At 65.9% G+C, this 25,487-nt stretch carries 26 protein-coding genes; 14 read left to right on the forward strand and 12 right to left on the reverse strand.

Annotated elements, in window-relative coordinates:
• Positions 1-381 precede the first annotated feature (381 nt).
• On the forward strand, positions 382-1,839 hold the full coding sequence (locus HH308_RS25200; protein ID WP_312870850.1) for an APC family permease: 1,458 nt from the start codon (positions 382-384) through the stop codon (positions 1,837-1,839).
• A gap of 218 nt (positions 1,840-2,057) precedes the next feature.
• On the opposite strand, the gene HH308_RS25205 is transcribed toward HH308_RS25200, so the two are convergent.
• Positions 2,058-2,981, reverse strand: coding sequence for an oxidoreductase (locus HH308_RS25205; protein WP_170197028.1), 924 nt, complete (start codon positions 2,979-2,981; stop codon positions 2,058-2,060).
• Positions 2,982-3,703: 722 nt separating this feature from the next.
• Here HH308_RS25205 and HH308_RS25210 point away from each other — a divergent pair.
• A complete protein-coding gene (locus HH308_RS25210; protein ID WP_170197029.1) occupies positions 3,704-4,498 on the forward strand; it encodes a sulfite exporter TauE/SafE family protein in 795 nt (264 codons plus the stop codon).
• 19 nt (positions 4,499-4,517) lie between these two features.
• On the opposite strand, the gene HH308_RS25215 is transcribed toward HH308_RS25210, so the two are convergent.
• Positions 4,518-5,447 (reverse strand): oxygenase MpaB family protein, encoded by a 930-nt coding sequence (locus HH308_RS25215; protein WP_170197030.1) that lies wholly within the window; start codon positions 5,445-5,447, stop codon positions 4,518-4,520.
• Positions 5,448-5,545: 98 nt separating this feature from the next.
• Here HH308_RS25215 and HH308_RS25220 point away from each other — a divergent pair, with 98 nt between their 5' ends.
• Positions 5,546-6,103 carry a TetR/AcrR family transcriptional regulator gene (locus tag HH308_RS25220; RefSeq protein WP_312870851.1) on the forward strand — a complete coding sequence of 186 codons (558 nt, stop codon included), beginning with the start codon at positions 5,546-5,548 and terminating at the stop codon, positions 6,101-6,103.
• A 17-nt stretch (positions 6,104-6,120) separates the two neighbouring features.
• The gene (locus tag HH308_RS25225; RefSeq protein ID WP_170197031.1) at positions 6,121-6,741 is read left to right on the forward strand and encodes a LysE family transporter; all 621 of its coding nucleotides are present in this window, start codon (positions 6,121-6,123) and stop codon (positions 6,739-6,741) included.
• 7 nt (positions 6,742-6,748) lie between these two features.
• Here HH308_RS25225 and HH308_RS25230 read toward each other — a convergent pair whose 3' ends face one another.
• A complete protein-coding gene (locus HH308_RS25230) occupies positions 6,749-7,156 on the reverse strand; it encodes a VOC family protein (RefSeq protein ID WP_170197032.1) in 408 nt (135 codons plus the stop codon).
• A 286-nt stretch (positions 7,157-7,442) separates the two neighbouring features.
• On the opposite strand from HH308_RS25230, the gene HH308_RS25235 reads away from it, so the two are divergent.
• On the forward strand, positions 7,443-7,904 hold the full coding sequence (locus tag HH308_RS25235; protein ID WP_170197033.1) for a Fur family transcriptional regulator: 462 nt from the start codon (positions 7,443-7,445) through the stop codon (positions 7,902-7,904).
• Between the two features lie 78 nt (positions 7,905-7,982).
• Positions 7,983-10,202, forward strand: coding sequence for a catalase/peroxidase HPI (gene katG, locus HH308_RS25240; protein ID WP_170197034.1), 2,220 nt, complete (start codon positions 7,983-7,985; stop codon positions 10,200-10,202).
• Positions 10,203-10,279: 77 nt separating this feature from the next.
• Here katG and HH308_RS25245 read toward each other — a convergent pair whose 3' ends face one another.
• From HH308_RS25245 to HH308_RS25255, 3 genes are read right to left on the reverse strand one after another with little or no spacing between them, the layout of a single operon-like run.
• Positions 10,280-10,720, reverse strand: coding sequence for an SRPBCC family protein (locus HH308_RS25245; protein ID WP_170197035.1), 441 nt, complete (start codon positions 10,718-10,720; stop codon positions 10,280-10,282).
• A 9-nt stretch (positions 10,721-10,729) separates the two neighbouring features.
• The gene (locus tag HH308_RS25250; protein ID WP_170197036.1) at positions 10,730-11,092 is read right to left on the reverse strand and encodes an ArsR/SmtB family transcription factor; all 363 of its coding nucleotides are present in this window, start codon (positions 11,090-11,092) and stop codon (positions 10,730-10,732) included.
• Entirely contained in the window at positions 11,089-11,586 is a 498-nt protein-coding gene (locus HH308_RS25255) for an SRPBCC domain-containing protein (protein WP_170197037.1), read from the reverse strand. Before HH308_RS25255 ends, HH308_RS25250 begins: the two co-directional genes overlap by 4 nt.
• 75 nt (positions 11,587-11,661) lie before the next feature.
• Between HH308_RS25255 and HH308_RS25260 the strand changes: the two genes are divergently transcribed.
• From HH308_RS25260 to HH308_RS25270, 3 genes are all read left to right on the forward strand, one after another.
• The gene (locus HH308_RS25260) at positions 11,662-12,003 is read left to right on the forward strand and encodes a hypothetical protein (RefSeq protein WP_246284836.1); all 342 of its coding nucleotides are present in this window, start codon (positions 11,662-11,664) and stop codon (positions 12,001-12,003) included.
• Positions 12,004-12,130: 127 nt separating this feature from the next.
• Positions 12,131-13,774 carry a long-chain fatty acid--CoA ligase gene (locus HH308_RS25265; protein ID WP_170197038.1) on the forward strand — a complete coding sequence of 548 codons (1,644 nt, stop codon included), beginning with the start codon at positions 12,131-12,133 and terminating at the stop codon, positions 13,772-13,774.
• 201 nt (positions 13,775-13,975) lie between these two features.
• Entirely contained in the window at positions 13,976-14,332 is a 357-nt protein-coding gene (locus HH308_RS25270; RefSeq protein ID WP_170197039.1) for a hypothetical protein, read from the forward strand.
• Between the two features lie 483 nt (positions 14,333-14,815).
• Here HH308_RS25270 and HH308_RS25275 read toward each other — a convergent pair whose 3' ends face one another.
• Complete coding sequence (locus tag HH308_RS25275) at positions 14,816-15,889, reverse strand: LLM class flavin-dependent oxidoreductase (RefSeq protein ID WP_170197040.1); 1,074 nt, start codon at positions 15,887-15,889, stop codon at positions 14,816-14,818.
• Positions 15,890-16,033: 144 nt separating this feature from the next.
• Here HH308_RS25275 and HH308_RS25280 point away from each other — a divergent pair, with 144 nt between their 5' ends.
• The gene (locus HH308_RS25280) at positions 16,034-16,396 is read left to right on the forward strand and encodes a hypothetical protein (protein ID WP_170197041.1); all 363 of its coding nucleotides are present in this window, start codon (positions 16,034-16,036) and stop codon (positions 16,394-16,396) included.
• A gap of 27 nt (positions 16,397-16,423) precedes the next feature.
• Here HH308_RS25280 and HH308_RS25285 read toward each other — a convergent pair whose 3' ends face one another.
• Positions 16,424-17,122: a VOC family protein gene (locus HH308_RS25285; protein ID WP_170197042.1), complete on the reverse strand. Its 699-nt coding sequence runs from the start codon at positions 17,120-17,122 to the stop codon at positions 16,424-16,426.
• Positions 17,123-17,225: 103 nt separating this feature from the next.
• On the opposite strand from HH308_RS25285, the gene HH308_RS25290 reads away from it, so the two are divergent.
• Both HH308_RS25290 and HH308_RS25295 read left to right on the forward strand, forming a co-directional pair.
• A complete protein-coding gene (locus HH308_RS25290; RefSeq protein WP_170197043.1) occupies positions 17,226-18,176 on the forward strand; it encodes a helix-turn-helix domain-containing protein in 951 nt (316 codons plus the stop codon).
• A gap of 16 nt (positions 18,177-18,192) precedes the next feature.
• A complete protein-coding gene (locus HH308_RS25295; protein WP_170197044.1) occupies positions 18,193-18,735 on the forward strand; it encodes a dihydrofolate reductase family protein in 543 nt (180 codons plus the stop codon).
• A gap of 340 nt (positions 18,736-19,075) precedes the next feature.
• Here the strand turns inward: HH308_RS25295 and HH308_RS25300 are convergent, their stop codons facing one another.
• Positions 19,076-19,738, reverse strand: coding sequence for a PaaI family thioesterase (locus HH308_RS25300; protein WP_170197091.1), 663 nt, complete (start codon positions 19,736-19,738; stop codon positions 19,076-19,078).
• A gap of 86 nt (positions 19,739-19,824) precedes the next feature.
• On the opposite strand from HH308_RS25300, the gene HH308_RS25305 reads away from it, so the two are divergent.
• Positions 19,825-20,658, forward strand: a complete 834-nt coding sequence (locus tag HH308_RS25305) for a crotonase/enoyl-CoA hydratase family protein (protein WP_170197045.1) — start codon at positions 19,825-19,827, stop codon at positions 20,656-20,658.
• Between the two features lie 5 nt (positions 20,659-20,663).
• Here HH308_RS25305 and HH308_RS25310 read toward each other — a convergent pair whose 3' ends face one another.
• Positions 20,664-21,134 carry a nitroreductase family deazaflavin-dependent oxidoreductase gene (locus tag HH308_RS25310; protein WP_170197046.1) on the reverse strand — a complete coding sequence of 157 codons (471 nt, stop codon included), beginning with the start codon at positions 21,132-21,134 and terminating at the stop codon, positions 20,664-20,666.
• A 23-nt stretch (positions 21,135-21,157) separates the two neighbouring features.
• On the opposite strand from HH308_RS25310, the gene HH308_RS25315 reads away from it, so the two are divergent.
• The gene (locus HH308_RS25315; RefSeq protein ID WP_211188842.1) at positions 21,158-22,078 is read left to right on the forward strand and encodes an N-acetylglucosamine kinase; all 921 of its coding nucleotides are present in this window, start codon (positions 21,158-21,160) and stop codon (positions 22,076-22,078) included.
• Between the two features lie 58 nt (positions 22,079-22,136).
• On the opposite strand, the gene HH308_RS25320 is transcribed toward HH308_RS25315, so the two are convergent.
• Positions 22,137-23,384, reverse strand: a complete 1,248-nt coding sequence (locus HH308_RS25320; protein WP_170197048.1) for a DUF4878 domain-containing protein — start codon at positions 23,382-23,384, stop codon at positions 22,137-22,139.
• Complete coding sequence (gene htpG, locus HH308_RS25325) at positions 23,381-25,378, reverse strand: molecular chaperone HtpG (RefSeq protein WP_170197049.1); 1,998 nt, start codon at positions 25,376-25,378, stop codon at positions 23,381-23,383. The genes HH308_RS25320 and htpG overlap by 4 nt, the downstream gene beginning before the upstream one ends.
• Positions 25,379-25,487: the final 109 nt, after the last annotated feature.

A 25,487-nucleotide genomic window follows, 5' to 3' on the forward strand; every position in this document is an offset into this window, starting at 1 on the left:
GAGCGGCCCCATCCGCTGGTTGAGGGGCCGCCACCCGCTGGTTGACGGGCCCACCCGCTGGTTGAGGGGTCCCATCCGCTGGTTGAGCCGGGCCGAAGCGCTAGCGCAGGCCCGTGTCGAAACCACGCAAGCCGACCACCAAACGCCATGAAACAGTTGGTAATTCGTGTGCCGCGGTGATTTCGACTCGGCTGACGCCTCGCTCAGTCGGCAGACCTTCCGACCACCTCGCTCAATCGGCGCACCTTCTGACGGGCTCGGTACGCAGCCGGGAGATTAAATCGTCGGTGGTTCAACCGGTTTCGTGACGGCCGTGCGTCGATACGGTGTCTGCACCCGACGGCCCCTCGCCGTCTCCAGACACCGTGAGGAACTTGTGACGTGACCGACCAGACCATCATCGAAACCTCGCCGGATACGGCGACCCGAGCCACGAAACCCGCTGAACGACAACGACTCACCGGGTCGCTCGGCGTGTGGGGCATCGTCTTCATCGTCGTGGCCGCGGCGTCGCCGCTCGGAGTCATCGGCGGGCCGGTGCCACTGGGCATCGGCCTCGGAAACGGCGCGGGACTGCCCACCGCCTTCGCGGTCAGTACTGTGATCCTGCTGCTCTTTGCAGTCGGCTTCACCGCACTGACGCCGTATGTGCCCAATGCCGGCGCCTTCTACTCCTATATCGGCAAGGGACTCGGGCGAGTCACCGGACTCGGGTTCGCGTTCGTCGCGCTGATTTCCTACCTGGCGTTGGAGATCGGCGTCTACGGGCTGATCGGCCAGGGCGCCAAGGCGCTCGTCGAATCGTGGGGATTCCCCCAATTGCATTGGGCCGTCTGGGCTCTAGTCGCCTTCGCGGTCGTGTCCGTCCTCGGGCACCGCAACATCGACCTGTCGCGCACGGTTCTCGGCGTGCTGTTGATCGCCGAGGTGGCGATCGTGCTGGTCCTCGACGCCGTGATCGTCGGCAAGGGCGGCGACCATGGCCTGTCGACCGGGTTCGCATCCATCCACACCGTACTGTCCGGCGCTCCCGGCATCGCGCTGCTGTTCGCGATCCTGAGCTTCGTCGGGTTCGAGGCGACCGCGGTGTTCCGTGACGAAGCCCGCGATCCCGACCGCACGATTCCCCGGGCGACATACCTGTCACTCGGGCTGATCGGGGTGTTCTACGCCGTGTCGACGTGGGCGCTGCTCAGCGGATGGGGCGATGACACGGCCGTTGCCAAGGCGCAGTCGACCCCGGATACGCTGCTCGCACAGACCACCGAACGCTATCTCGGTGCGGTCGGCGGCCACATCATTCAGGTGTTGTTCGTGACCAGTCTGTTCGCGTGCATTCTGTCCTTTCACAACATCGGCTCGCGTTATGTCTTCACGCTGGCACAGCGGTCGGCGCTGCCGTCGCACGTCGGCCGCCCCCACCAGCATCACGGGTCACCGCATCTGGCGTCGGCCGCAGTATCGGTTGTGGTCGGCGTGTTCTTGATCATCGGCGTCCTCGCCGACCTCGATCCGGTGACGCAGTTGTACACGTGGTTCGCCGGCGTCTCCACCGTCGGCATCGTGACTCTGCTGCTCGCGACGTCGATCGCCGTGCCGCTGTTCTTCGCTCGCCGACGGCGAGAGGGTGAGCTGACGGTCCCGGCGTCGAGGGCGCTGGTCGCGCCGAGTCTCGCGGTGCTGGGCTTGACCGGGGTGTTGATCCTGATTCTCGCGAACCTGCCGAGTCTGGTCGGAGATTCGACGGCCATCGCCGTGGGTGTGGTCGCATTGTTGGCGGCGACATTCGCCGCTGGCGCGGCCCTGGCGTGGCAGCGTCCACAGATCGTCGTGGACTAAGGCGTGTCGCGCCTAGTGGTATTGATATCGTGCGCGGATCCTGCTTCGCCGCATCCTGCTGGTTGAGCGAGGCGAAGCCGAGTCGAAACCACTGTGACGCTCCGGGTTGCGTCATCGCCCGGCCGGCGGGTTTCGACTCGCTCCGCTCGCTCAACCGGCAGAGGAACGCAACGTCATACAACGCTTTAAGTGCGACACCCTGCAAATGTCCCGGGCGGTCAAAGGTAGTCGACGCCGGTCAACTTCTCTGCGAGGACCCACAGGCCCTCGCCCAGGTCGGGGTCGTAGACAGCGTCGGCCGCCTGTACCAGAACTGGTGCACCGGTGAATTGCAGGCGGCCCGAGGGCCCGTAGAAATGCCCGCCGCGCGCCGACGGATCGGTGGCGGCGCGAAGCGTGGGCAACGCGCCCTCGGGCGGCTCCTGAATGAACAGGTGCACCAGCCGACGCGTCTTGGGGCTGTGAAAACCCCACTGCAACAAACGGTTATGCCCCCGCATCACGCCGGTGCGCGACGCGCCGGGGTGCGCCATCACCGACGTCACCTCTCGATTCGACGCCGACAGCCGACGGTCGAGTTCGGTGGCGAACACCATTTGTGCGAGCTTCGATCGCGAGTACGCGGCGGACACGCTGAAGCTGCGGCGCATGTCGATGTCGTCGAAGTCGATCGTGCCGCGCCGGTGCGCGACGCTGCCCACGGTGACGATCCGGCCGCCCGGCGCGACGTGGTCGAGCAGGCGTCCGACCAGCGCGAAGTGACCGAGGAAGTTGGTTCCGAAGTCCATCTCGAATCCGTCGACGGTGAGGGCGTACTCGCTGGCGATAAGGCCCGCGTTGGCGATCACCAGGTCGACGGCTTCGGTGAGTCCGATGATTTCCGCGGCCGCCGAGCGCACCGACTCCAGTGAGCTGACGTCGAGTGCGACGATGTCGACGATCGCGTCGGGCAGCCCGCCGAGGATGTCCTCGCGTGCTTCGCGGGCGGATTCGACGTTGCGGCAGGCCATGATCACCCGGGCGCCGAGCTGCGCCAGCCCGCGAGCGGTCTCCCGACCGATACCCGAGTTGGCGCCGGTCACCACGGCGACCCGGCCACTCTGCGACGGCGCGTCGGACAGCGCCCAGTTGAGGTCAGACATCCCCGAAAGCCTACGGGGGCTCACGGGGGTGAAGGTGTGCGGGGCATTGCTGAGTCAGAAATTGGGACACTTTCGCGTCATCGTCGGGGAAAAGGCTTTCGCTTGTAGTCGCACCACACCGGACTTGAACCGGCAACATACTGATTTGAAAATCAATCGCTCTGCCAATTGAGTTAATGAAGCATTCGACTGAGGATGCACTTTCCCACGCGGCTCCGATACTTTTGGCATCGGAATACCGCGCACCCTCGACCTTTCGATTGTCATTTCTATTCGATCTCTCGCGCGAAGCAGCCCTGCACCGCGCCCACGGTTGTAGGATCCGCCCTCGACTGACCGTCTCGGACTGTGATTCCCTTCCCCTGCCGCAGTTTTCCGTCGCTTCTGCACAACGCCCCGGCTTGGGGCGATGGGTCACCGATCGGCTCCCCCGGCGTCGAAAAGCTCCGGCGCCAGCGGTGTCGCTTCGAATCTGCCTCCACCCGGAGATGAAGGATTTCGGCTCAGAGTGCATCGGGTACCCGAATCGCTTCGGGCGGGGGTTGTCACCCACCCTTCGCCGAGTCTCCCCGACTTATGCGCCATGCCGCTTATCGCTATTCAATTGTGATCATGCCCTGCCTCGCGAGCGACAACCTCGTGACGCGAGCACGCATAGAGAATCTCGGCGTACTCGACGACCGGTGCAAGGCGATATTCTCGCCGACCGATAGTGTGCGGGTATGAGCGCCTGGGAGTTGGTCGTCGTCGCGCTCGCGGGAGTCGCCGCGGGTGCCATCAACGCCGTCGTCGGCAGCGGCACGCTGATCACCTTCCCGACGCTGGTGGCGTTCGGCATCCCGCCGGTCAGTGCGACGATGTCGAATGCGATCGGACTGGTGGCCGGCGGCGTCTCCGGAACCTGGGGCTACCGGCGTGAGCTGTCGGGCCAGTGGCCGCAGTTGAAGTGGCAGATCCCGGCGTCTTTCCTCGGCGCTCTGCTCGGCTGCTTTCTGCTGATGCACCTGCCGGAGAAGGTATTCGAAAGTGTCGTGCCGGTACTGCTCGTCGGTGCGCTGATCCTGGTGGTGGCTCAGCCGGCGATCGGGCGGTGGGCCGCCGCACGCGTCGGAGTCGCCGAGGACTCCCCCAGACTCGACGCCGCGCTGCTGACCCCGGGGCGGATCGTGGCGCTGGCCGTCGCAACCTTCGCCGTCGGCGTCTACGGCGGATACTTCACCGCGGCGCAAGGGATTCTGCTGGTCGGCGTGATGGGGGTCATCGTTCCCGGCGACCTGCAACGGATGAACGCCGCCAAGAATCTGCTGTCGCTGATCGTGAATGTGGTTGCCGCACTGACCTACACGTTCGTCGCCGTCGACCGTATCAATTGGGTGGTGGCCGGGCTGATCGCGATCGGTTCGCTGGCCGGCGGCGTCGTCGGCGCCCGCTACGGACGCCGACTGACTCCGACGGTGCTGCGTGCCGTCATCGTCGTCGTCGGGCTGATCGGGCTGTGGCGGTTGATGACGACCTGACCCGACCCACGTCGACCGCTCAATGCGGGACGGGACACCCCTTCGCGAAGGTGCCGAGCTTTTCCAGGTCGTAGCCGTTGGGGTAGCTGCGGATGTTCGGCAGGTCGCGGGTGTACTGCGGTTCGGTACGTGACGGCATCACCGACAGCAGCCGCCCCCGCAGTCGTAACGCGCCGTGCGACACCGCGCGCACCGCCGCGTGTGGTTGCCGATAGCCGAACGCCGTAATCAACGGCTCGTCCATCAGGGCCCGGCTGAACACCTCGACGGCGCTGCGGGCGGGTCGTGGATAGAAGGTGGTCATCAGCTCTTTGGTGGCGTCGGCGACACGCCGCGCACCTGCGTCGTAGTCGAAATGTGCCTCCTCGTAGGAGTCCATCAGGGCGGCGAACTCGTCATATGTCGCCGGGATGTCTTTGATCGCCATGTGTCGGCCGAGATCCTGGTAGAAATGCACGGTGGCGAGGACCTCGGCGTCGGTCAACTGACGCCATCCGTAGTCGGCGATCCATCGCGTCGGCACCACCACGAAGGTGCTCAGCACATAGCGCATGTCGTCGTTGGAGATGTCGTACATCTTGTGCATCTGGTTGATCCGACGCATCGCGGATTTGCCGGTGGCACTGTCGAATCCGTCGATCAACGGCGCTTCGAGGAGCAGCGCGGTGTCGTCATAGCGCTTCTGGGTGAAGTCGCAGAACTGCCTGGTCTCATCGAGCAGGGCGCCGATGCTGGGGACCGCGTAGGTCCGAAACAGCGCGAAGCTCAGCGACTGGTTCATGTCCCACGGGAATTCGTAGATGGTGAGGTTGCGATAGATCTCGGTGTAGTCCTCGGCTGGATCGAGACCCTCGTTGGGATTGCGTTTGGCTGCCTTGCGCTTGGCGATCGCGGCGCTCGGCAGCGCCGCCACGGTCGCTGTGACGTGGGCGAGTGTATCGAGTGCCATGGTCATCCTCCAGACGTGTCGACAGCGTCGTAAGTCGACTTACAAAGGTACTATAAGTCTTGTTATAGCGTCCGTGCAACAGGTCACAGGAGATCGTCGTGTCGAATCCCACTTCCCCGCAGCTGCGATACCTCGACGCGGGCTTGGCGATCCTCGCCCGTGACGGCTATCCCGCGCTCAAACTCGCGGCGATCTGCACCGAGACGTCGACGACGACCGGCTCGTTCTACTACGCCTTCCCCAACTGGGCGTCGTACTGCCAGAAGCTCATCGAATACTGGCGCCACAGCAAGAGTGATGTGCTCATCGACGCCATCAAGTCGATCGACGACCCGCGCGAGCGCTTCGACGCACTGGTCGAGGTGTCCCTGAATCTCCCCTACGCGTCCGAAGCCGCCATCCGGATCTGGTCGGCGAGCGACCCCGACGTCGCGAAGGCCGTCGCCGAAGTGGACGCCGACCGTGTCGCCGTCATCGCCGAGACCTACACCGCGATCATCGGCGACGCCGCACGCGCCGAGCACATCGCCCGACTGGCGATGATGCTGCTGGTGGGCCACGAGTTGGGCACCACGTCGACCTACGACGAACTCGAATGGAGTTTTCGCAGCCTCGTCGATTGGGCACTGGCGCCGGTCGACGAAACCACACCCTAGGGCGCTAACCTCGCCGAGTGCATGTCGCGACTTGGCTGGCGCTGCTCTCCGCCTGCCTGCTGATCAGCTTCACCCCGGGCGCCGGGGCGATCAACACGATGAGCAATTCGCTCAACGTCGGCTTTCGCCGCGCACTGTGGGGAATTCTCGGTCAGCAGGCCGCCCTGATGATCCAGCTGGCAATCGTCGCCGCGGGACTCGGCGTCGTGATCCAGCGATCACCGACCGCGTTCGACGTCGTGCGCTATCTCGGTGCCGCGTACCTCGTGTATCTCGGTGTGCGCCAATTCTTTCGGCGCCCCGACCTGTCCGAGGAGGCTGTCGAGCAGCTCGCCGGCGAGTCGTCGTGGTCGATGTTTCTGCGCGGCCTGTGGGTGAACCTGCTCAACCCGAAGGCCATCGTGTTCCTGCTCGCGTTCATTCCGGGCTTCGTCGCCACCGCCGATCCTCTGCTGCCGCAGTACCTGACGATAGGCGTCACCATCGGCGTCGTCGACATCGCCGTGATGTGGCTGTTCTTCGCCCTGGTGGCCCGCGGGTTCAGGCGCATCACTCGCAGCGAACGAGGGCAACGCAACCTGAACCGGCTGTTCGGCTGCCTGTTCGTCGCGGTCGGCGTGCTGCTCGCGCTGGTCTGAGGCCTACTCAGGCCGCGGTCGCGTTCACCATCCAATTGACGCCGAAGCGGTCGGTGAGCATGCCGAACGTGTCGCCCCACGGCGCCTGCATGAACGGCGCGGTCACGGTGCCGCCGTCCGCGAGCGCTTCGAACCATCCGCCCAACGTCTCGACATCGTCTCCGGAGAGCGACACGGTGATCGAGTCGCCGACGTTGAGCGGCATCGCGTTCGGCGTGTCGGCACCCATCAGGACCAGGCCGTCGGGCGTGGTCAGCATCGAGTGCATGATCTTGTCCGCCTCGGCTGGGTCGGAGCCGGGCATCTGCTCGAACGTCATCACCTCCAGTTCGCCGCCGAGCACGCTGCGATAGAACTCCATCGCGTCGCGGGCGTTGTCCCGAAAGCTGAGGTAGGGATTGAGTCGGACGGTCATGGTTGCTCCACAGGTCGACGACGGTATTCGACGCCCATTGTCCCGCGTCGGCGAGCCGTTGTCCGTCGGTACGACAGATCGGCGACCACACACCCCAACACACCACGCCGCCCGGGCACGCCGGACGCGTACAAATCCGCATTTCCGCCCACCATCGGGGGCCGGTGGGTCATGATGAACTCGGCGTGTCGCAGATCGCAGGCCCGCTACCAGCGCATATCTCACTAATCTGGATTAATTCCAGAAAACACTTTCCCTTTGGTCACAGCGTCGTTAAGGTGAATGCATGGCCGAGTCATCCACCCACGCCGAACGGTTGCGCACAGCCGATCTGCGTGTGACGAAGCCACGGTTGGCTGTCTTGACGGCGGTCGACGGCAACCCCCACGCTGACACCGAGACCGTCTTCGATGCCGTGCGCAGCGAGTTGCCCAGCGTGTCCCGTCAGGCGGTCTACGACGTGCTCCACGCACTCACCGTCGCTCGGCTCATCAGACGCATCCAGCCCTCGGGTTCGGTCGCGCGTTACGAGTCGCGCGTCGGCGACAATCACCACCACGCCGTGTGCCGATCATGCGCGACGATCGTCGACGTCGACTGCGCGGTCGGTGAGGCACCCTGCCTCGACGCCGTCGACGACAACGGTTTCGCCATCGACGAGGCCGAGGTCATCTACTGGGGACTGTGCCCGCAGTGCGCGGGAACCAGCACGATCGGTGATTCCCCGCAGGACGTCGTCAGCCCGTAAGCCAGCCCAAACCGAGTAGTACCCGTTGTCCGCAGTTCTTCAACGTCAGCCCCAAAGAACACTCTCGAAAGGTCTATCGTGTCGGTCGAACATCCCCCCATCGGCGAAGCCAACACCGAACCCGCAGCCGGCGGCTGCCCCGTTGCGCACGGCGGAATCAAGCCGCCCGTCGAGGGTGGCGGCAACCGTGACTGGTGGCCCAACCAGCTCGATCTCAAAGTGCTGCAAGAGAATCCCGATATCTCCAACCCCGAAGGCGCTGACTTCGACTACGCCGCGGAGTTCCAGACACTCGACCTCGCCGCGGTCAAGAGCGACATCGAAGCCGTCCTGACCGACTCCAAGTCGTGGTGGCCCGCCGACTGGGGCAACTACGGCCCGTTCTTCATCCGGATGGCGTGGCACGCCGCGGGCACCTACCGCATCGGTGACGGACGCGGCGGCGCGGGCACCGGCATGCAGCGCTTCGCGCCGCTGAACTCGTGGCCGGACAACACCAGCCTCGACAAGGCTCGCCGCCTGCTCGGACCCGTGAAGAAGAAGTACGGCCGCAAGCTGTCCTGGGCCGACCTCATCGTGCTGGCCGGCAACGTCGCGCTGGAGTCGATGGGCTTCGACACCTTCGGTTTCGGCGGCGGCCGCGAAGACAAGTGGGAGCCCGAGGGCGTCTTCTGGGGCCCGGAGCGCACCTGGCTGGGCGATGAGCGCTACACCGGTGAACGCGATCTCGACAACCCGCTCGCAGCGGTCCAGATGGGTCTGATCTACGTCAATCCCGAGGGCCCCAACGGCAACCCGGACCCGCTGCTCGCCGCGGTCGACATCCGCGAGACCTTCGGCCGGATGGCGATGAACGACGAAGAGACCGTCGCGCTGATCGCCGGCGGCCACACCTTCGGCAAGACCCACGGTGCCGGCCCCGCCGACAACGTCGGCCCGGAGCCGGAAGCCGCTCCGCTGGAGCAGATGGGCCTGGGCTGGAAGAGCACCTACGGAACCGGTGTCGGCGGCGACGCCATCACGTCGGGCCTGGAGGGCGCCTGGAACTCCACCCCCACCACCTGGGACAACAACTTCTTCTGGACTCTGTTCGGCTACGAGTGGGAACTCACCACCAGCCCCGCGGGCGCCCACCAGTGGATCCCGAAGGACGGTGCCGGCTCCGACAGCGTCGCCGACGCCCACGATGCGGAGAAGACGCACCCGCCGGTCATGCTCACCACCGACCTCGCGCTGCGCTTCGACCCGATCTACGGCCCGATCTCCAAGCGGTTCCAACAGAACCCGAAGGAGTTCGCCGACGCCTTCGCGCGCGCATGGTTCAAGCTGACCCACCGCGACATGGGCCCGATCGCCCGCTACCTCGGCCCGGAGGTCCCGCAGGAAGTTCTGATCTGGCAGGATCCGGTTCCCGCAGCTGACTACGACCTCATCGGCGACGCCGACGTCGCCAAGCTGAAGGCCGACATCCTGGCGACCGGTTTGACTGTGGCACAACTGGTTTCGACCGCTTGGGCGGCAACGTCGTCGTTCCGTGGCAGCGACAAGCGCGGTGGCGCCAACGGTGGCCGCATCCGCCTGCAGCCGCAGGCCGGCTGGGAGGTCAACAACCCCGACGAGCTCGCGCAGGTCATCTCGACCCTCGAGGGCGTCGTCGAGGCGTTCAACTCGGCACAGTCGGGCAACACCAAGGTCTCGTTCGCCGACGTCGTCGTGCTCGGCGGCGCAGCGGCGATCGAGAAGGCCGCCAAGGACGGCGGCGTGGAGATCACCGTTCCGTTCACCCCGGGCCGCACCGACGCCACCCAGGAGTGGACTGACGTCGAGTCGTTCGCCGCACTCGAGCCCGGCGCCGACGGCTTCCGCAACTACCTCGGCAAGGGTGCCGCACTGCCCGCCGAGTACCTGCTGGTCGACAAGGCCAACCTGCTCAGCCTCTCCACCCCGGAGATGTCGGTGTTGGTCGGCGGACTGCGAGTCCTGGGCGCCAACTACGACGGTTCGGCGCTGGGCGTCCTGACCGACGCTCCCGGCACCCTGACGAACGACTTCTTCGTCAACATCACCGACATCGACGTCGCGTGGGCTCCGTCGTCGGCCGACGACGGCACCTACGTCGGCGTCGACCTGAACACCGGTGAGACCCGCTGGACCGGTTCGCGCGTCGACCTGGTCTTCGGTGCGAACTCGCAGCTGCGTGCCGTGTCGGAGGTCTACGGCGCCGACGACGCCAAGGAGAAGTTCGTAGCGGACTTCGTCAAGGCCTGGGCGAAGGTAGCCGACGCTGACCGCTTCTGAGCGAATCGGCAAGTGCGACAACTGAATAACTGAGCAATGCGATGGCCGGTCCGAATGGGCCGGCCATCGCATTGCGCTCAGTGCCAGTTGGAGATCTGCACGTCGCGCGGCGCGGGGGCGCCGGTTCCGGTCTCCACCAGCGCCTTCAGGCTTTGCAGGAAGACCGCCCACTTGGTGCTGCAGTGGTACATGAACTCAGCCTGCTCACGCCATCCGCGGTGCTCGAACAGCACGACGTTGTAGTCGCCGTCGCGGGTGATGCGCCAATCGATGTCGGTGCCGATCCATTCGGCCGGGCCGTCGACGACGTGCCATCCGACGTGGTCGGGGGCGACCGAGGTGACGGCGATGTCGAAGCCGCCGTTCTCACCGAAGCGGAAGGCGCTGATTCCACCGGCCGACGCGCTGCCGGACACATCGGTGGTCCACCAGTCAGCGAGGCCGTCGATGGTGGTCAGTGCGTCGAGCACCTTCTCGGCGGGCTCGGTGGTGGCGATGCGATGAACGATGGTGAACATGATGACTCCTTATTTTTGTTTCGGCTGATTGTTGTCGGGATTCTTCGCCTGCTGGATGGCCTCGGCGAGACGCTTGATGCGTTGCATCCTGCGGTCCCATGCGGCGCCGACCGCGTTGAGTTGGGTCACCGCCCGCGCCAGTTGCGCCTCGTCGACCCGATAGCGGACTTCCCGTCCGACGCTGGTGGGATGCACTAAGCCGGCGCGGTCGAGTACGGCCAGATGTTTGGCGACGGCCTGGCGGGTCACCGGCAGTCGATCGGCCAGCACGGTGGCGGTGGCGACGCCGTCGACGAGCAAGAGGTCGATCATCTGCCGTCGCATCGGGTCGCCGACGGCCGACCACAGTCGATCGTCGACGTCGTCGTTCATCGCGGGGCCGTTCGCCGTGCGCCCACCTGCTCGGCGTAGGCGATCAGGACCGGCAGGTGCTGCCCCCATCCCTGCACGTGATCGTGGTAAATCTGCTCCAATACTGCTGCCTCCCAACCCTTTTCACGGAATCCAGTCTCCGTCATGGACACCCACGTGCCCGCGCCCCGCGGGGTCAGGGTGAAGGTGACCAACAGCGCCCGGCCGGCGAGTTCGGCGTCGTCGTCGGGATAGCACCAGTGGAACGAGAAGGTGGTAGGCGGGACGGCCTCGACGATCTGAAACGACTCGGCGTGAAAGTCGGGCCCGTCGGGTTCACCGAAGGAGATCACGCCCGACGCGCCCGGTTCATCGCCGTCGAGCGTCAATTCGTCCGACCACCACTGCGTGATGTGTTCGGGCTGACTGACGACCTCGTAGACGATGTCGGGGGTGGCGTCGATGTACATCTCACGGGTGATGCTGCCCAGTTCTGGGTCATTGCCTTCGGTCATCTGCGACTCCCATCAATATGCAACCTTTGGTTGCTTATTACTGTACGACGACCGTTCGCCATAGGCAACCATTAGTTGCGTATTTCTGCGCTGGTGGCGATCGAGCAGCTGCCGGATCTGGCAAAATCGGTTGACGTGGCGGCATTCGACGACGACGAGCTCGAGCGGTACTACCGGCTCATGGAAGAACGCACCGCCGCGCGCGCCGCCGATTCGACTACGCGGCGGCTGCACCGTCGAATCGCCGACGAACTCGTCGGATGCCCGACCCCGTCGAAGACCGCGTTCACCAGTCGAGCCGACGCCGCTGCCGCGATCACCTCGATGTCAGTGGGTACCTGGCGGACCGTGTCGCTGCGTACCTACCGGTGCCAGTGCGGCTCATGGCACCTGACGAGCAGCACCCGCGACGACTGAACGAGCGGCGAAAGCCCTCCCCGCTTGATCCATCGATCGACGCACGTGTGAAACTCAACACGCCGGGTTGCGGTTCCACGTACCCGAAATGTCCGCTTCCGTGCAGTAAACAAGGAGAAGACAAGCGATGATTCAATCGACGATGCAGCATGGCGAGCTGTCGATCGCCCGACTGGTCGAATACAGTCGGCGAGTATTTCCCGAAGCCAAGATCCGCACCTGGACGGGCACCGAGCTGCGCGACATCTCGTTCGCCGAGGTCGGCGACAAGGCTGCTCAGCTGGCCAATGCGCTTGCGAAACTCGGTGTGCAGCGCGGAGATCGCGTCGCCACGTTCATGTGGAACAACAATGAGCATCAGGTCGCCTATGCCGCCGTCCCGGCGATGGGCGCCGTACTGCACACACTGAATCTGCGGTTGTCGCCCGAGCAGGCCGTCTTCATCATCAAGCACGCCGAGGACCGCGTGATCCTCGTCGACGCGTCGATCGCACCGATGCTCTCGCAGTATGTCGCCGCGACTCCCAACGTCGAGCATGTCATCGTCGTCAACGGCCCGGCGTCGGCGTTCACCGCGCCCGACGGTGTCACGGTGCACCAGTTCGACGAACTGATCGCCGACGAGCCCACCGCCTACGCGTGGCCGCAGGTCGACGAGAACGATGCCGCGGTCATGTGTTACACCTCGGGCACCACCGGCGACCCCAAGGGCGTCGTCTACTCCCATCGCAGCATCTGGCTGCACTCGATGCAGGTGTGCCTGCCGTCGGGGATGGCGCTGTCGAACGCCGACTCGGTCCTGGCGATCGTGCCGATGTTCCACGTGATGTCGTGGGGCCTGCCGTTCGCCGCGATGATGTCGGGCATCACGCTGATCATGCCGGACCGCTTCTTGCAACCGGAGCCGCTGCTGGCGATCATGGCAGCCGGCCAGCCGACCTTCGCGGCCGCTGTCCCGACCATTTGGCAGGGCGTCGCCGCGCAGCTCGACGCTGTGCCGCAAGACATTTCACATCTGCGCGAGGTGGTCGTGGGTGGCGCCGCAGTGCCGCCGTCGATGATCCGCAAGTTCGACGGCTACGGCGTCCCGATCGTGCACGCGTGGGGCATGACCGAGACCTCGCCGCTCGGCTCGGTCGCGCGGCCGCCGTTCGGCGTCGACGACCTGGACGACGAGTTCGCCTACCGCGTCACGCAGGGACGCTTCCCGGCGTCGGTGGAGGCTCGCCTCATCGCCGACGACGGTTCCGAGCAGCCATGGGACGGCGAAGCGGTCGGCGAGTTGGAGGTCCGCGGACCGTGGATCACCGGCGCGTACTACTCCCCCGACGGCCCGGTCTCCGACCCCGCCAAGTTCCACGACGGGTGGCTGCGCACCGGCGACGTCGCGTCGATCAGCGCCGACGGATTCATGACGATCGTCGACCGCACCAAGGACCTCATCAAGACCGGCGGCGAGTGGATCTCCTCGGTCGAACTGGAGAACACCGTGATGAGCAACCCCACCATCGCCGAGGCGGCCGTCGTCGCGGTCCCGGATGAGAAGTGGGATGAGCGGCCGTTCGTCCTGGCCGTCGTCAAGGACGCCGCCGACGCCGACATCGCCAAGCAGCGCGAATTCCTCGGCGGCGTGGTGCCACGTTGGCAGATCCCGGAGCGCTGGGCGTTCGTCGCCGAGGTTCCCAAGACCTCGGTCGGCAAATTCGACAAGAAGGTGATCCGGGCGCGCTACGCCGACGGCGACTACGACGTCGTGGAGTCCCGCGACTGAGATCAGTCGGTCGAACGATGCCTCGGGCCGCGCCAGCCCGAGGCATCGGCGTCGGTGGCACCGGCAAACCGGTGCCCCTCAGCCGGGCAGATGCTCCCCCCGCGTTTGCTCCGCTCAGGGGCCCGGTTTCGCGCTATCCGCGGTCATAACGGATGCGTGGCGGATAGGCGGATCAGATCTGACAGCGTTAGGGTCTCCAGCATGGAGCGGATCGGACAGCGCAAGCGGAACCTGCCCGCGCCGCCGCACGCGGTATCCGACGATCTCGTGAATCCGCACCGCAGTGCCGTACGACCGTGGCTGATCCTGCTCGACGATGAGATGGAACCCGAGGTACTCGACTCGCGTGCGCCTGACCGCGTCGCCTGGTCGTCGTTGTGGAAGCGCCGGCCCGATGCCCGGATCCATTTCGAGCTCGCGGATGCGGATGGGGGAACCGATCTCATGTGGACGCTAGACGTCGACGGCGAACTACCGGACGCGAGCCTCACCGGGCATCTGCGTAAGAGGATGAACGTGCTGATCAACGCAAATCTGCGGTTCACCTACGGAGCGTGATTTCCCACCGTTCGACGGGTCCAGACACGAGACGGACTATCGGTTCACCGCTTCTCCGATAACCCGACAGTCGCGCCGCCCCCCGTGGGTTGGTCGAGCGGCCCGATCACCACATCAGCACCCTCAACGGCCCAGCCCACCGCGTCGGCATCAGAACGCCCGCGCGGCTAGCAGGTGCCGCCGCTATCGGCTCCGCCACCGCTGCCGCTGTCCCCGCAGCCACCGCTGGAGTCACCACCCCAGCTTCCGGCGTCCCAACCCCCGAAATCCCAGCCTCCGTCCGACGAACCGCTCGAGCCGTGACCGCCATGCCCGGAACCCGTGAGTACACACAACGCGACGACAACCACTGCAACCACCACTATCAAGAACCACATCACAATCACCGCCTTCGATTCGACGGAGGTTCGCTCGGACCGGCGACCTTTCGTCGGAGCAGCGTAACCCGGGCGATGACCCGACGACCCGTGTGATCGTCGAGAATCATCGTTGCGCCACAACGGGTTCCTCGGCGAGGAGCTCCCGCACGCGCGGCATCACACGGGTGCCGTAGAGTTCGATGCTCTTCATCAGCTGCGAATGCGGCATCGGGCCGCTGGCGTACTTGAAATCGAAGCGGTCCAGGCCGAGCGTGCGCACGGTGTTCGCGATCTTGCGCGCAACCGTCTCCGGCGAACCCACGTACTGCGACCCCTGCGCCACCTCGGACAGGAACTGCGATTTGTGCATGGGCGGCCAGCCGCGTTCGGCTCCGATGCGGTCATGCATCAACTTGGCGTGCGGCCACGCCTGTTCGATGGCGAGCTCATCGGTCTCGGCGATATGCCCGGGCGAGTGAGCGCCCAGCGGCATCGGGCCGGTCAGCCCGACGTCGGGTCCGAGCTGCTCCTGCGCGCGCTTGTACAGGTCGACGTACGGTACGAATCGCGCCGGGTCGCCGCCGATGATCGCGAGCATCATCGGGATGTTGTAGCGAACAGATCGCACGACCGATTCCGGTGATCCGCCGACGCCGATCCACGCGGTGAGCCGCCCGGAGTCGGTCTTCGGATAGACCTCCTTGTTCGCCAGCGGCGAGCGGTGCCGGCCCGACCAGGTCACCGGCCCCTCTTTGCGCAGCTCCGCGAACAGATCGAGCTTCTCCTCGAACAGCATCTCGTAGTCGTCGAGGTCGAATCCGAACAGCGGGAACGACTCGGTGAACGAACCGCGGCCGAGGATCACCTCGGCCCGGCCCGACGACGCGGCGTCGAGCGTGGCGAATCGTTCGTAGACGCGCACCGCGTCGTCGGAGCTGAGGACGGTGACCGCGGTGCCGAGCCGAATGCGTTCGGTCTGGCCGGCGATCGCCGCCAGCACGACGTCGGGTGCGCTGATGGAGAAGTCGTCGCGATGGTGTTCGCCGACGCCGAAGAAGTCGACGCCCACGTCGTCGGCGAGCACCGCCTCGTCGATCACATCGCGGATGACCTGCGGATAACTGGTGCGTTCGCCGTTGTCGTCGACGGTGACATCGCCGAAGGTGTCGAGTCCGAGCTCGACCGTGGTGCTCGTCATTGCTGTCCCCTCTCTGGGATTCTCACCCGGCTCAACATAAACGGACCGCGGTCCTATTCCTGCCGGATCCGACGCCGATGGGTACTTCTCCCCGGGTACTTCTGCCCATCGCGCGAACGGCGGACTGCTCTTACGGTCGACAGCATGACTACACGCTCTCGTCTTGCCGCAGGCGCCGCGGTCGTCGCAGCCGCGGCAGCGACCACATTGCTCGCCGCACCCGCGTCGGCCGCACCCGCCGCCTACTGCGCGGCCGGAAGCAGCCAGGTGCACTCGGTATCCACCGCGACTGCGGTCGTGCGGATCTGCCAATTCCCGTCCGGCGCGTTCCAATACCGCGGCACCCTGCGCGAGACCGGTCACACGGGTGTGTTTGCGGCCTCCTATGAGCGAGTCCGCGGCTACTACGTCGCCCGAAATCGCGGGTACTACTACCTGGTGTGGCGTAATGCCGTCGAAGTACGCGACCCCGGCTACAACTTCGTGTCCTATGAGAGCGCACAGTGAGCGCCGCCGACCGCAGGCGGCGTTACGTCACGTGCGCGCACCACGCGAGTGCTCGATCAGCAGCGTCGCAACAGCGAGCGTCCGATCCCGCACGGTACACACGCGGGTCCCTGGCTTACGTCCGGCACGGATCTCGCTGACGTCGAAGCCGTTGTCGCGCAACGCTTGCGCGCTCAGCTCGAGGTCTTCGGTGCGCCAGGCGATACCCCAGAACGAAATCTTTTCCGGCACATCGGATTTCGCGACGACCTCGATGATCAGCTCGCCGTCCCGGAAGAACAGCTGGGTGACGGCGGCAGCCTGCTCGGGGTCGGTGACTCCCGGAATCGATTGCGCCAGACGGAAGTCCATTCCCAGCGTCGCGCCGAACAATGCGACGGCGTGGTCGCGATCGGCAGCGAAGAACACCAGGTGATCGACTGCGACGATGCCCGCATCGCCGCCCGCACTGCCTGGCGCCACGCTCGACGATGTGATTCCGACGGGAAGGTCGCGGGCTCGCAGACCGTCCGGTATGGCGTCGAGCTCCAGGCCCCGGCGCGTCAGCAGTCGCGTGGTCGACGCCGCGTCGTCGACGCCGACGAGGACCAGATTCTGCGGCGCCGCGGTTACGCGCAGCCGTGCATTCGGCAGTGACCACGTCCCATCGACGCTGGGGCCCAAGAGTTTTCGGTAGGCATCGAGCACGTCGTCGCCACCGGTGAGTACCACGTCGGCCAGTCCCATGCGACCACTGTATCGACCGGGGATCGTCGTCGAATCGATGCGTCGCCACATTGAGCAAGAACGGTCAAGCGCCGTCGGGCGACGGCGGCCGATACTTGCTTACATGGCCGATGACACGCACGATCCCGATCCGTGGCGGCGCCTGCTCGACGCCGTGCTCGACGCCGACAACCGATCCCTGACCGCGATGGCCGGCGACGCCCACACCTCGGAGTTCCATTTCACCCGGCAGGTGCGGGCACGCTCGGGTGAGTCTCCGGTCGCGTTGCGGCGCAGGGTGACACTCGAACGCGCGGCGTGGCTGTTGCAGCGCGGGACGTCGGTGACCGACTGCGCGTTCGATTCCGGGTACGAGTCGGTCGAGGGCTTCTCGCGGGCATTCGCCCGAGCGTTCGGACACCCGCCGACCGCGATGCCGCCGGCTGCCGAACGTGGCCATTGGCTGCCCGCGCCGAACGGCCTGCACTTTCACTCCCCCACCGTCCTGTACGTCGATTCGGGCGCGGCGTCGGAGCATTCCGCCGGTGATGTCCTCGCCCTGTTGGTCCGCCACGACCTCGACGACACCACGCAATTGCTGAGCGTCTGCACGGCACTCGCCGACGACGACTACCGCCGCGTGCGCCTGGCCGGACATCGGGTGCTCGAGTGGCACGGTCTGGAGGAATCGATCGCCGCGGTCCTCACCCGACTGGTTCGTGCGAAGCTCCCCTGGCTCGCCACCGTCGAAGGCGCCGCCGCGCCGAACGTCGACGGCCCCGATGACGTGGCGTCGCTGCGCACCGATCACGAGAACATCGCCCCACGCTGGCTCGCGATGATCCGCGACGTCGAGCGGCGCGACGCATGGGCCGACATGATCATCGACGCCCTGTGCGAACCGCCGGAGTCGTTTCTGATGTCGCAGATCGTCGCACACGAAATCACCTTCGCCGCACATCGCCGACAGCTGCTGCGCTGGATGCTCGCCGACGCCGGCGTCGAATTAAGTTCTCCGGCAACCGATCCCGACCCCATCATGTGGCATCGCCGCACCTGGCACGCCGACACCTGACCCGAAAGGCAGACCCGTGACACGTTTCCGCTTCTACACCGCATCGAGCATCGACGGCTTTCTCGCCGACGCCGCCGACAATCTCGACTGGCTCTTCACCCAACCCATTGACGAGAACGGGCCGCTCAACTACAAGGAGTTCATCGCCGACGTCGGGGTGGTGGTGATGGGTGCGACGACCTACGAGTGGATCCTCGCGCGCAATGCGCGGACCGGCGAGGCCTGGCAGTACACCCAACCCACCTGGATCTTCACGCACCGGCAACTGCGTCCGATCGCCGAGAACGTGCACATCGTCGCGGGCGAACCGACTGACTTCCGGCAGACACTGATCGACGCCGCCGGCGACAAGGACGTCTGGATCGTCGGCGGCGGTGATCTCGCGACTCAGTTCGCCGACGCGGGACTGCTCGACGACCTGGTGATCTGCTACGCGCCGGTGACGCTCGGCGCCGGCCGACCGCTGTTCACCAAACCCTACGACCTCGAGTTGCGCGAACTCGACCGGAACAAGGCGTTCATCATGGCCCGCTACGACGTCGTCGGGGCGCGGCAGTAGCGTCCCGCTGGTTGAGCCGGGCCGGGGCGCTAGCGCAGGCGCGAGTCGAAACCACGGTGCCACACCAGCTTTCGCGGATCGGGGCGGTCGTTGTTGCGTGGTTTCGACTCGGCTGCGCCTCGCTCAACCAGCAGGAGGGGGCTTGGGTTCTTCGTCTCACCGGCCCCTCGTTACACCGAAGCTCGTTCCTCGCTTCGGCACTCGGGGAGCGGGGTGGTCGCCTCGCCGACATGACTCGCGGAGCGACGATGTACACCGAAGCTCGCTTCGGCACTCGGGGAGCGGGTGGTCGCCTCGCCGACATGACTCGCGGAGCGGGGTGGTCGCCTCGGCCGGACGCCTAATCTCCCGGCGCCAGGATGCCCGGGGGCGGGTTGTCGCCGAGGTCGCGGACCGCCTTGGGCAGGATGAAGATGCCCTCGGCTTCGACGGTCACGGCGTCGTCGACGATCACCTGGCCGGAGACGAAGGTCTTGACCCCCTCGACGCGGTCGACGGCGGACTGCACACGGATGGGACCCAGCGGCGTGCCCCTGTTGTAGCGGATGCGCAGCGTGCCGGTCATGCCGGGGACGCCGGCGTTCACCGCGGCGTCGCCCAGAACCTGGTCGAGCATCGCCGCGATGATGCCGCCGTGCACGAGCGTCGGCGGCCCCTCGTACTGCGGGCCGATCACGACGTCGGCGTAAGTGAGGTCGCCGCGCTGGCGGATGTCCAGCGGCGGGGCGATGGGGTTACGCAGTCCCACGATCGCATTGCCCCAGGTACGTCGCTTGCCGTCGGGAGTCCAGCGGACGCCGAATGACCCCTCGACTGCTTTGGTGCCGAGCAGCGCCGTCGCCTCCTCGATGAGTTGGATCGCCTTCGCGACGTCGGGGGCGGGCACCTCGGTCAGTACCGTCGCCGCAACGAGTTCCCGAACTCGATCGGCGAGCGGCGCGTACAACTGGCTCGCCGCGGCGATCTCCTCGGGAGTCAGGTCTTCCATCACATGTCCGAACATCATCGACGCCGCTCCTTTACCTTGCCTACTGCTAGAACACGTTACAGTTCCAATCGACGGGAGTGCGCGGGGTAGCGTTTTCCACCATGACTGATACTTCCCTCGACTGGAAAGCCTTCACCGTCGCGATCGCCGACGACATCGCCGAGGTGACCCTGATCGGCCCCGGCAAGGGCAACGCGATGGGCCCCGACTTCTGGTCTGAGCTGCCCGTGTTGTTCCGCCAGCTCGACGCCGATCCCGCGGTCCGTGCGGTGGTGATCACCGGATCCGGCGCGAATTTCTCCTACGGCCTCGATCTGCCCGCGATGAGCGGCACCCTGGGACCCGTACTCGCCGACGGCGCGAAGGCCGCGCCGCGCACCGCGTTCCACGACCACGTGATCGCGATGCAGTCCGGCATCAACGCCGTCGCGGAGTGTCGCAAGCCGGTCGTCGCCGCGGTCAGCGGCTGGTGCATCGGCGGCGGCGTCGATCTCATCAGCGCCGCCGACGTCCGCTATGCGAGCGCCGACGCCAAGTTCAGCATCCGTGAGGTCCGCGTGGCGATCGTGGCGGACATGGGGTCGCTCGCACGACTGCCCGCGATCATCGGCGACGGCCACTTCCGCGAGCTCGCGCTGACCGGCAAGGACATCGACGCCGCCCGAGCCGAGCGGATCGGCCTGCTCAACGACGTCCTCGACGATCAGGAAGCGGCCCTCGCCGCAGCGCGCGCCACCGCGCGCGAGATCGCCGACAATCCGCCGCTGGTGGTCCAGGGCATCAAGACGGTGCTCGAACAATCGCGCGCCGCCGACATCGCGGCATCGCTGCGCTATGTCGCGGTGTGGAACTCGGCCTTCATGCCCAGCAACGACCTCACCGAGGCGATGACCGCCGTCTTCGAGAAGCGCCAGCCGCGGTACCAGGGCGAATAGCCGACTTAAGTCAAACGTCGCAACTCGAACACCGGAATCTTGCGATCGGTCCGCTGCTTATAGAGCGCGAAGTTGGGCCACACGGCCTCCAGCGTCTGCCAGGCGGCGTCGTAGGCGGCACCGTCGAGTTCGGTGACCGCGACGTCGGTCTCGACGCCGTGGACACCGACCTGCGCTTTGTCCACCGCACGCAGGTTGAACACCCACGCCGGCGTGCGGTGGTCTCCGAAGTAGGAACCCGCGATCAGCCATCCCTGCGCGGTCGGCGCGCAGAGCAGGCGGGTCGATCGTCGGGCACCCGACTTGCGGCCCACCACGAACAACGTCACGTTGGGCAGCCCCGCGATGTCGAGCAACGCGACGCGGTTGCGGCTCAGCCGTTGAATCGCCTTGTCGCCCTTCACAATCCACGGGAGAAATCGCGGGAGCCAGGGAATACTGCCGACCCAGACCGCGACGGGGGTCAAGAAACTCATGAGCTGCAGTGTACTTTCAGCTGATGGCTCAGCGAATCGCCGTCGACGGTGGCCAGTCCGGTACGCGGATGCGGATCGACGGGCTCGGCGAGGTCGACGCCGGCCCGATCTACACCGACCGACCGCTGGTCGGGCAGCTGCGCGGATATCTCTCGACGGCGCTCGCAGACCTCTCCGGACCAGCCGAATATGAACTCGCCGTTGGGATTTCGGGTCTCACGCCAGCCAACTCCCGACCCGACGAACTGCTTGCGGCCTGTCGTGAACTCGGCATCGTCCGGGTGGCACTCGCACACGACTCGGTGTCGGCGTACCTCGGCAGCAATGGCTGGAACTTCGGCGCCGTCGTCGCGGCGGGCACCGGGATCGTCGGGCTCGGGGTGTCGGCGGACACCGTCGGGCGCGTCGATGGATGGGGGTACCTGTTCGGCGACGCCGGAAGCGCGTACTGGATCGGCCGCGCCGGAATCGCCGCAGCGCTGCGGGCCTTCGACGGTCGCGCCGCCGCGACGACGCTGGAGGCGCTCACGGTGCAGCACTTCGGTCCGCTTCCCGAACTCTATGTCGCCGTGCAGTCCGATCCCGACCGAGTCTCGAAGGTGGCGGCCTTCGCCGTCGTCGTGGCGGCCGCGGCCGACGATGGCGATCTCGTCGCGACACAGATCATCGACGATGCGGCCGACGAGTTGGCGCACACCGTGTGCACGGCGGCGCGCAACGTCGCACCGCGGTGGCCGGCGCCTCCGCGGATCAGCTGGACCGGAAAGGTGATCACCGGCAACGACGCTCTGCGCGCACGATTCGTCGAACGGGTACGGGCATCGATTCCCGACGCCGACGTCGCCGCACCGCTGGGAAGTCCGCTCGACGGCGTCGCGCGGTTGTTCGACGCACCGCAGGGGCATCCGCTGGGACGGGAAATCGCGCTGGCGGCACACCGGTGACGAAACGACGACACCGGACGCCCATCAGGGCGACCGGTGTCGTCGATGATCTCTCGCGTCAGTTCGACGCCGTGAACGTCGGCGTGGACGCCGACAGATCGATGGTGCCGCTCAGATAGTCGGTGGTGGTGTCGGTCTGCGCACCGTCGTAGGTCGAGGTGTACGAGTACGACCAGGAGACGCTGCCGGACACCTTCACCTTGTTCGGGTCGTCGTAGTCGAAACGATAGGTGAGGCCGCTGAGGTCGGTGGGCTTGGTCCAGCGGACACTGCCGGGAACCGTCGAGCGGTAGGTCGACTGGTCACAGCCGGGCCGGTCGGTGCTGGCCTTGGCCTGCGTCGACGTCGCGCAGTTGGTCATGTAGGAGTTGATCGCGGAATCGACCACCTGTTTGCCCTGCGTGCTCAGACTCGTGTCCAGCGAAGGATAGAACGTGTAGTCCTCGGGACCCAGCGGGAACTGCTTCTTCGAATCGGTGACGTTGATGTTCGCGTTCGACGATCCCCACACCAGCGGGCCGGGGAAGACATAGATCTTGGTGTCGTCGGAGACGTCGACGCCGAACAGCGACAATCCGGGAATCTTGTTCGTCGAGCTCAAGGTGATGGCGAGCGCACCGTTGTCGAGCTTCCACTCGTCACCCGACTTGCGTACCCGAATGTCCTCGTCGACGTTCTTGTCTCCGTGCTTGTAGGTGGCGTTCACCGTCGCCATGGTGCTGAGATTGGTATCCGGCTTGCGCACCGTGATGTCGGTGATCGGGGCCGATTCGCGCTGCTTCTTCACGATCTCGTCGGTCAGCAGATCCTCCGACGCCGGCGTCACCGACACGCTCAGCGCCTTCTTGGCGTCTCCGCCGGCCAGCGCGTTCAGATACGTCTGCACGGCTGCCTCGGGGCTGCCGGTCGAGTCGTCACCGCCGGTGAACATGACGACGAGCGAGACCACCAGCACGACGACGAGTACCGCGGCGCCGATGCCCAGCCCGATGAACAGGCCCTTGTTGCTCTTCTTGGGCATCCCGTTCGGGCCGGGTCCCCATGCGGGCGCACCGCCGGGGACCGGGCCGGTGCCGAACTGCTGCGGCCCGGTGTGGCCGAACTGAGGCCCAGACGGGCCGTAGCCGGGGGCTTGCTGCTGCGACCACACGTCGCCGGTGGTGGCCGGGTACTGCGGCTGGCCACCGGAGTACTGCGCGTCGCTGAACGGTGCGCCCGGCTGACCGCCGGCGGTGTTGATCTGCGTCTGCGCCCACTGCTGGTGACTGGGATCCTGTGGGTGGTTGGGATCCTGCGGGTTCGTCATTGCTCCGTGTCCTGTTCGGGGGCGTCGCCCTCGGGCGCGAGCGCCCGGGTCAACGAATCGGCCAACAGCCGGGCGAACGCGGCGGGATCCTCCAGCTCGCCTCCCTCGGCTATCAATGCCATACCGTAGACCAGCTTCGCCGAGTCGACGAGTTCGGCGGCGTCGGCGTCAGCGGCGTGAGCGGCACGCAGCGCGACGACGAGGGGGTGGTCCGGATTGAGCTCGAGAGCTCGCTTGGACCGCGGAATCGGCTGGCCAGAGGCCCGATACAGCTTTTCCAGCTGGGGCGACATGCTGAACGCGTCCCCGACGAGCACTGCCGCGGACTCGGTCAACCGGGTCGAGATCCGCGCCTCGGTGATGTCGTCGGACAGGGCCGTGCCGAGCCAAGTCAGCAGGTCAGCGAACTCTTCGTTGCGCTTGGCCTGCGCTTCGTCGGCGGCCTTCTTCTCGTCTTCGGTGTCTCCGGCGTCGAGGTCGACGGCGCCCTTGGCGATCGACTGGAAGCGGTGATCGCTGTAGTCGCCGACGCTGTCGACCCACATCTCGTCGACCGGATCGGATAGCAGGAGGACCTCGAATCCCTTGGCGCGCAACGCTTCCATGTGCGGCGAGTTCTCGATCTGCGTGCGCGACTCGCCGGTCATGTAGTAGATGACGTCCTGCCCGGATTTCATCCGCGAGATGTACTCGTCGAGCGTGGTGAATCCGTCGTCGGATGTCGTCGATTCGAATGACGACGCCTTGAGGATCGCGTCCTTGTTGTCGGGGTCGTTGACCAGACCTTCCTTGAAGACGCGGCCGAACTGGGTCCAGAACGTCTTGTAGTCGTCGGGGCGCGACGACTGCAGGTCGGTGACCGTCGAGATGACCTTCTTGGTCAACCGGCGTCGAATGGCGCGGATCTGACGGTCCTGCTGCAGAATCTCGCGGGAGACGTTGAGGGAGAGGTCGGCGGCGTCGACGACGCCCTTGACGAAACGCAGGTACTCCGGAAGCAGATTCTCCGAGTCCTCCATGATGAACACGCGCTTGACGTAGAGATGGATGCCGCCGGAGCGCTCGCGCATGAACAGGTCGAACGGCGCCTGGCTCGGGATGAACAGCAGCGCCTGGTACTCGAAGGTGCCCTCGGCCTTGAGAGTGATGATCTCCAGCGGGGTGTCCCACGCGTGGCTCACATGCCGGTAGAAGTCGGCGTACTCCTCGTCGGAGACCTCGTCGCGTGTCTTGGCCCACAACGCCTTGCGGGAGTTGATCGTCTGGATCTCGGTGATCGTCTCCGGCGTCGCGTCGGACTCGGATTCGTCGTCGTCGGCCGGCTTGGGAGCGGGCTTCTCCACCTCGATGCGGATCGGCCAGCTGATGAAGTCGCTGTAGCGTTTCACCAGTTCACGAAGCTTGTGTTCGCTCGTGTAGTCGTAGAGGTGGTTCTCGTCGTCGGCCGGCTTGAGGTGCAGGGTGACCGACGTGCCCTGCGGGGCGTCGGGTGCCTCTTCGATGGTGTAGGTACCGCCGCCGGTGGACTGCCAGCGCGTTCCGACGCTCTCCCCGGCCCGCTTGGTGACGAGGGTGACGGTGTCGGCGACCATGAAGGTCGAATAGAACCCGATGCCGAACTGACCGATGAGTTCCTCCGACGCGGCCGCGTCCTTAGCCTGCGCGAGCTTCTGGCGCAGTTCGCCGGTGCCCGAGCGGGCGAGCGTGCCGATCAGGCCGATCACGTCGTCGCGGCTCATGCCGATGCCGTTGTCGGCGACGGTGAGGGTCCGCAGTTCCTCGTTGGTGTCGAGCATGATGTGCAGGTTCGACGTGTCGACGTCGAGGTCCTTGTCCTGCAGCGACTCGATGCGCAGCTTGTCCAGTGCGTCCGACGAGTTGGAGATCAGCTCACGCAGGAAACTGTCTTTGTTGGAGTAGACGGAATGGACCATGAGGTCCAACAACTGCTGTGTCTGCGCCTGAAACTCGAATGTCTCGGCCTGGGAACTCATCGACTGACCCTCCGGGAAATGCTCAACCGTCAATAATCCTTCGTGCGCGCGGGTCCGGTCCGCTAGACACCCCCGCGCGCCGCCAGCTCCCACGAAATCGGTTGTGAGA

This window comes from Gordonia asplenii (assembly GCF_012933505.1).
Taxonomy (GTDB): domain Bacteria; phylum Actinomycetota; class Actinomycetes; order Mycobacteriales; family Mycobacteriaceae; genus Gordonia; species Gordonia asplenii.

Bases quoted from the DNA above. Each gene is read 5' to 3' on its own strand.
- HH308_RS25320 (WP_170197048.1), bottom strand. From the start codon at position 23,384: ATGACGAACCCGCAGGATCCCAACCACCCACAGGATCCCAGTCACCAG.
- HH308_RS25275 (WP_170197040.1), bottom strand. From the start codon at position 15,889: ATGACGAGCACCACGGTCGAGCTCGGACTCGACACCTTCGGCGATGTC.
- HH308_RS25280 (WP_170197041.1), top strand. From the start codon at position 16,034: ATGACTACACGCTCTCGTCTTGCCGCAGGCGCCGCGGTCGTCGCAGCC.
- HH308_RS25205 (WP_170197028.1), bottom strand. From the start codon at position 2,981: ATGTCTGACCTCAACTGGGCGCTGTCCGACGCGCCGTCGCAGAGTGGC.
- HH308_RS25305 (WP_170197045.1), top strand. From the start codon at position 19,825: ATGACTGATACTTCCCTCGACTGGAAAGCCTTCACCGTCGCGATCGCC.
- HH308_RS25300 (WP_170197091.1), bottom strand. From the start codon at position 19,738: ATGTTCGGACATGTGATGGAAGACCTGACTCCCGAGGAGATCGCCGCG.
- HH308_RS25255 (WP_170197037.1), bottom strand. From the start codon at position 11,586: ATGACCGAAGGCAATGACCCAGAACTGGGCAGCATCACCCGTGAGATG.
- HH308_RS25285 (WP_170197042.1), bottom strand. From the start codon at position 17,122: ATGGGACTGGCCGACGTGGTACTCACCGGTGGCGACGACGTGCTCGAT.
- HH308_RS25245 (WP_170197035.1), bottom strand. From the start codon at position 10,720: ATGTTCACCATCGTTCATCGCATCGCCACCACCGAGCCCGCCGAGAAG.
- HH308_RS25265 (WP_170197038.1), top strand. From the start codon at position 12,131: ATGATTCAATCGACGATGCAGCATGGCGAGCTGTCGATCGCCCGACTG.
- HH308_RS25210 (WP_170197029.1), top strand. From the start codon at position 3,704: ATGAGCGCCTGGGAGTTGGTCGTCGTCGCGCTCGCGGGAGTCGCCGCG.
- HH308_RS25235 (WP_170197033.1), top strand. From the start codon at position 7,443: ATGGCCGAGTCATCCACCCACGCCGAACGGTTGCGCACAGCCGATCTG.
- htpG (WP_170197049.1), bottom strand. From the start codon at position 25,378: ATGAGTTCCCAGGCCGAGACATTCGAGTTTCAGGCGCAGACACAGCAG.
- HH308_RS25290 (WP_170197043.1), top strand. From the start codon at position 17,226: ATGGCCGATGACACGCACGATCCCGATCCGTGGCGGCGCCTGCTCGAC.
- HH308_RS25250 (WP_170197036.1), bottom strand. From the start codon at position 11,092: ATGAACGACGACGTCGACGATCGACTGTGGTCGGCCGTCGGCGACCCG.
- HH308_RS25310 (WP_170197046.1), bottom strand. From the start codon at position 21,134: ATGAGTTTCTTGACCCCCGTCGCGGTCTGGGTCGGCAGTATTCCCTGG.
- HH308_RS25215 (WP_170197030.1), bottom strand. From the start codon at position 5,447: ATGGCACTCGATACACTCGCCCACGTCACAGCGACCGTGGCGGCGCTG.
- HH308_RS25230 (WP_170197032.1), bottom strand. From the start codon at position 7,156: ATGACCGTCCGACTCAATCCCTACCTCAGCTTTCGGGACAACGCCCGC.
- HH308_RS25315 (WP_211188842.1), top strand. From the start codon at position 21,158: ATGGCTCAGCGAATCGCCGTCGACGGTGGCCAGTCCGGTACGCGGATG.
- HH308_RS25270 (WP_170197039.1), top strand. From the start codon at position 13,976: ATGGAGCGGATCGGACAGCGCAAGCGGAACCTGCCCGCGCCGCCGCAC.